Raw genomic sequence first — 4,064 nt, forward strand, 5'->3', positions numbered from 1 at the left:
GGAATGCCGCTGACTACCACGGTGGAAGGACGCGAACGCTTCCCGGTAAGGCTGCGTTACCCCCGTGAATTGCGGGAAAATCCCGACGAACTGGCCCGTATCATCGTGCCGACCGCTACCGGTGCACAGATCCCGCTGGGTGATGTAGCCGATATCACCTACACCCGGGGAGCACAGATGATTCAAAGCGAAAACACCTTCCTGATAGGGTATGTGATCTTCGACAAGGTTGCCGGCAAAGCTGAAGTAGATGTGGTGCAGGAAGCCCGGAAAGTGCTGCAGGAGAAAACAAAAACCGGTGAGCTGCAACTTCCGAAGGGAGTCTCCTATAATTTCGCCGGAAATTACGAACAACAGGCACGTGCTGCAAAGCGGCTCTCCATCCTGATTCCTGTCTGTCTGATCCTGATTATCCTGATTCTTCATTTTCAGTTTAAATCGTTCACCGCAGCCTTTATCCATTTTTCCGGCGTATTTGTGGCATTTGCAGGCGGTTTCATCCTGCTATGGCTCTACGGGCAACCCTGGTTTCTGGATATCAGCCTGGGTGATGTCAACCTGCGCGATGTCTTTCAGATACACCCCATCAACCTGAGCATCGCGGTGTGGGTCGGCTTTATTGCCCTGTTCGGTATTTCCACCAGCGATGGTGTGCTGATGGGATCGTTCATTCACGATACATTTCTGGAGCGCAACCCGCAGACAAAGGAGGAAATAAGGGAGGCAGTGGTGTTTGCCGGGTTGCGCCGGGTTCGTCCGGCTGCCATGACCACTTCCGTCACACTCATCGCGCTGCTGCCGATCCTTACCTCCACGGGAAGGGGATCGGACATCATGGTACCCATGTCAATACCCACATTCGGTGGTATGCTTATTCAGACAATGACAATTTTCATCGTCCCTGTATTGCAATGCATCTGGAGAGAATGGGCCATCAGAAAACGGGGACACATCAACGAATAAAATACAAACGTTATGAAGCACAATATAAAACTCTTTCTAATCGCTGTCCTGGTCACAGGTTGTAGTCTGGAATCCATCTCCGCACAGGAAAAGGATTCGCTCGACCACTACCTTGAAGTCGCCGGCAGAAATAATCCGGGACTAAATGCCAGTTTTCTGGCCTATAAGGCATCTCTGGAAAAAGTACCGCAGGCAGGCGCCTTGCCCGATCCCGAACTGAATATCGGCTTTTTCCTTAAACCGATGGATATCGTGGGTGGACAACAGATTGCCGACTTCTCTCTCATGCAGATGTTCCCCTGGTTCGGCACCCAAAAGGCGGCGCAAAACGAAGCCACCCATATGGCCAAAATGGCGTATGAACGGTTCAGGGAGACAAGGGACAACCTCTACCTGGAGGTGCATACCCAGTGGTACGTTCTTTCTACATTGGTGGAACAGCTCAATAACAATCGGGAGAACCTGCAGCTGTTGAAACAACTCGAGGAGCTTGCCCTTCGCAAAGTATCCTCTCCGTTCAGTGGTTCTACTTCAGGTTATTCTGTACCTGCTCCTTCTCCGGCGACAAAAAGCAGCAGCTCATCACCAACTGGCGGTGGCATGGCGGGGATGGGTTCGATGGGAGGAGCTGCCGCTGCTTCGGGTACCGCATCCGCAATGTCCGGTATGGACAGCTCCAGTGGCATGTGGAGCGGTATGGGCAGTTCCGTTCCCGGCATGTCGGATGTGCTCCGCATACAACTGGAAATGGCTGAAATCGAAAACGGCATAGAAAGTATTCTTTCAGAGATTGTAGTCGAAAAAGCCAAATTTAACGCATTGCTAAACCGCCCAGCCGATGCGGAAGTAGTACTACCCGACTCCATTATGAAAGTACCTTTTCTTTTTGACGAAGGGGTATCCATGAGTGAGATTGAGAGCCAAAACCCCATGCTGGGCATGTTGATGGAAGAGGAACAGGCTTTCCGGGCAAAGGGTGAGATGGAGAAAAAGATGAGTTATCCCATGTTCGGCATTGGGCTGCAATATATGCTAATCGGCAAAAGTGCGGTCACATCGGTGGATCAGGGAATGAATAACGGCATGAGCGGAATGGATATGGTCATGCCCATGGTTTCCATTACTCTCCCCCTGTACCGTAATAAATACAAGGCACAACAACGGGAAAGCCGGTTTATGCAGCAGTCTGCCCGGGAAAAGTATAACAATACGCTAAATATTCTTCAGTCAGATCTATTCAAGCAGAAACAACAACTCGACAACGCAGAACGGACGATTGCACTATACCAAAAGCAGGAGCAACTGGCACGGACAGCCTATCAGCTGGTGGTGCAGGAGTTTGTATCGGCAAAGAGCGATCTCACCAACGTGATCCAGCTGCAGCGGCAACTGCTCGATTATCAGTTACGGCAAGCTGAAGCAATTGCCGAATACAACACAAGGGTGGCCTCTATCCGGAAATTACGTTCTTTCAATACATCAAACAATTAAAACAGCATCATTACTATGAATAAAAATAAAATAAAAGAGATTGGTAATCATCCATATTTCAGGTATGGATTGATTCTGTTGGCCGGCCTGATCCTCGGGTGGCTTATTTTCTCCGGAAATAACCGGAATCATTCGTCACAGCATGCAGCTACCCAAGAAGAAGCCCATAATCACGGAACTGAGCCAACCATCTGGACCTGCTCCATGCACCCACAGATCAGGATGGAGGAACCCGGTGACTGCCCCATTTGCGGGATGGATCTGATTCCTCTGCATACCACCGGCTCGGGAGATGCCTCCATCGACCCGGATGCTATTCAGCTTTCGGCAGAAGCGGCTGCCCTCGCCAACGTGCAGACCACGGTCGTCAGCAGGCAGAACCCCGTGAAGGAGGTCCGTCTGTATGGTACCATCCAGGTAGACGAGCGGCTCACGCAATCGCAAACCGCCCACGTGAGCGGACGCATCGAAAAGTTGTACGTCTCTTTCACCGGCGAGAGCGTGCACCGGGGACAACCCATCGCCACCATCTACTCCCCGGAACTGCTAAACGCACAGCAGGAGCTGATTGAAGCGGTAAAAATGAAAGATCTGCAGCCAGCTTTGCTGCAAGCAGTCAGAGAGAAGCTACATCTGTGGAAGCTGACCGATGAGCAGATTGCGCGCATCGAACAGTCGGGTAAAGTTTCACCGCTGATCGATGTAGTCGCTACCACAAGCGGAATTGTGATATCAAAAAATGTGAACCAGGGTGATTATGTGAATACCGGCACTGTATTGTTTGATGTGGCCAACTTATCGCAGGTATGGGCAATATTCGATGCATACGAGTCAGACCTTCCCTTCCTGAAGGTGGGCGACCGGCTGAAATATACGCTGCAGTCGCTCCCAGGTAAAACATTCTCGGGGAAGATATCCTTTATCAATCCCATCCTGGATCCTTCCACTCGTACCGCAAAGGTGCGGGTGGAGACAACTAACCCCGACATGGAGCTGAAACCGGAGATGTATGCCAATGCTCTCATCAACGCCCCACTGAAACAATACAACAATGAAGTTGTTATTCCCAGGTCGGCCATTCTGTGGACCGGTAAGCGTTCCATCGTTTACGTGAAACAACCCGATACGGAAACACCGGCTTTCCTCCTCCGGGAGATTGAGCTGGGACCGTCGCTGGGAGACGCCTACGTGGTATTGTCCGGTATCAGCGAAGGAGATGAGATAGTGACCAACGGCGCTTTCACCATCGATGCGAGTGCCCAGCTGGCCGGGAAACGGAGCATGATGAACGACGAAGCAGGACGAGCCGTAACAGGGCACGAAGGTCACTCGATGAATGGAACTGCTCCTGCAAGTACAGCACCTGCCACGGAGCACGGAAGTCACAACATGCAGACTACTGCTTCGGACGGTAAACATGTGATGCTGACGGTGCAGGGATTATGCGAGATGTGTAAGGATCGTATCGAAAAAGCAGCAAAATCAGTCAGTGGTGTCACTTCTGCAAGCTGGGATGTCAAGACAAAACAGTTGCATCTTAATTTCGATCCCTCAAAAACAACGGTCGATGCTGTTGCCAAAGTGATTGCCAAAGCCGGGCACGATACCGA

At 51.2% G+C, this 4,064-nt stretch carries 3 protein-coding genes; all 3 read left to right on the forward strand.

All coding sequences use genetic code 11. The annotated features are described in order from the left end of the window. The coding region (locus B3Z75_RS09900) for an efflux RND transporter permease subunit (protein WP_294070998.1) at positions 1–963 on the forward strand (963 nt) is incomplete at its 5' end. A gap of 12 nt (positions 964–975) precedes the next feature. Further along, positions 976–2,454 carry a TolC family protein gene (locus tag B3Z75_RS09905; protein WP_294071001.1) on the forward strand — a complete coding sequence of 493 codons (1,479 nt, stop codon included), beginning with the start codon at positions 976–978 and terminating at the stop codon, positions 2,452–2,454. Positions 2,455–2,469: 15 nt separating this feature from the next. Then, positions 2,470–4,064: efflux RND transporter periplasmic adaptor subunit (locus tag B3Z75_RS09910; RefSeq protein WP_294071004.1), on the forward strand; the 1,595-nt coding region annotated here is incomplete at its 3' end.

Source organism: Proteiniphilum sp. UBA1028 (genome assembly GCF_002316955.1).
In the GTDB taxonomy this organism is placed as follows: Bacteria; Bacteroidota; Bacteroidia; order Bacteroidales; family Dysgonomonadaceae; genus Proteiniphilum.

Coding starts and splice junctions, on each gene's coding strand:
- B3Z75_RS09905 (WP_294071001.1), top strand. CDS start 976: ATGAAGCACAATATAAAACTCTTTCTAATCGCTGTCCTGGTCACAGGT.